Raw genomic sequence first — 297 nt, forward strand, 5'->3', positions numbered from 1 at the left:
TCTATACGCTAAAGAAATTGCTGCACCATTATCAAATATTGATTCAGTCAAAATAATAGATACTGGTAACGGCAACGGTACTTCAGCCTATAGTAAATCAATTACAAACACAATGACACAAATTCAAGAGCCATTAAAAGAATTAACTGGTTTGGATGTTTCTCAACTGTTATCTGACTTAGTAAATCGAGGTAACACACATACTGTTGTTCGTCCTCAGGAAGTGCAAAATCAACCTGAACCAACGGACGAAGAGAATGTTGAAGCAAAAGGTACTGAAACTGAGTCAGTTGAAGT

The 297-nt window shown here is 36.4% G+C and carries 1 pseudogene; it reads left to right on the forward strand.

Annotated features, from left to right (window positions below):
* A pseudogene (locus AOA59_RS05540) lies at positions 1-297 on the forward strand (hypothetical protein); the annotation flags it as partial.

This window comes from Pseudomonas sp. 2822-15, from assembly GCF_002742515.1.
GTDB classification, from domain to species: domain Bacteria; phylum Pseudomonadota; class Gammaproteobacteria; order Pseudomonadales; family Pseudomonadaceae; genus Aquipseudomonas; species Aquipseudomonas salomonii.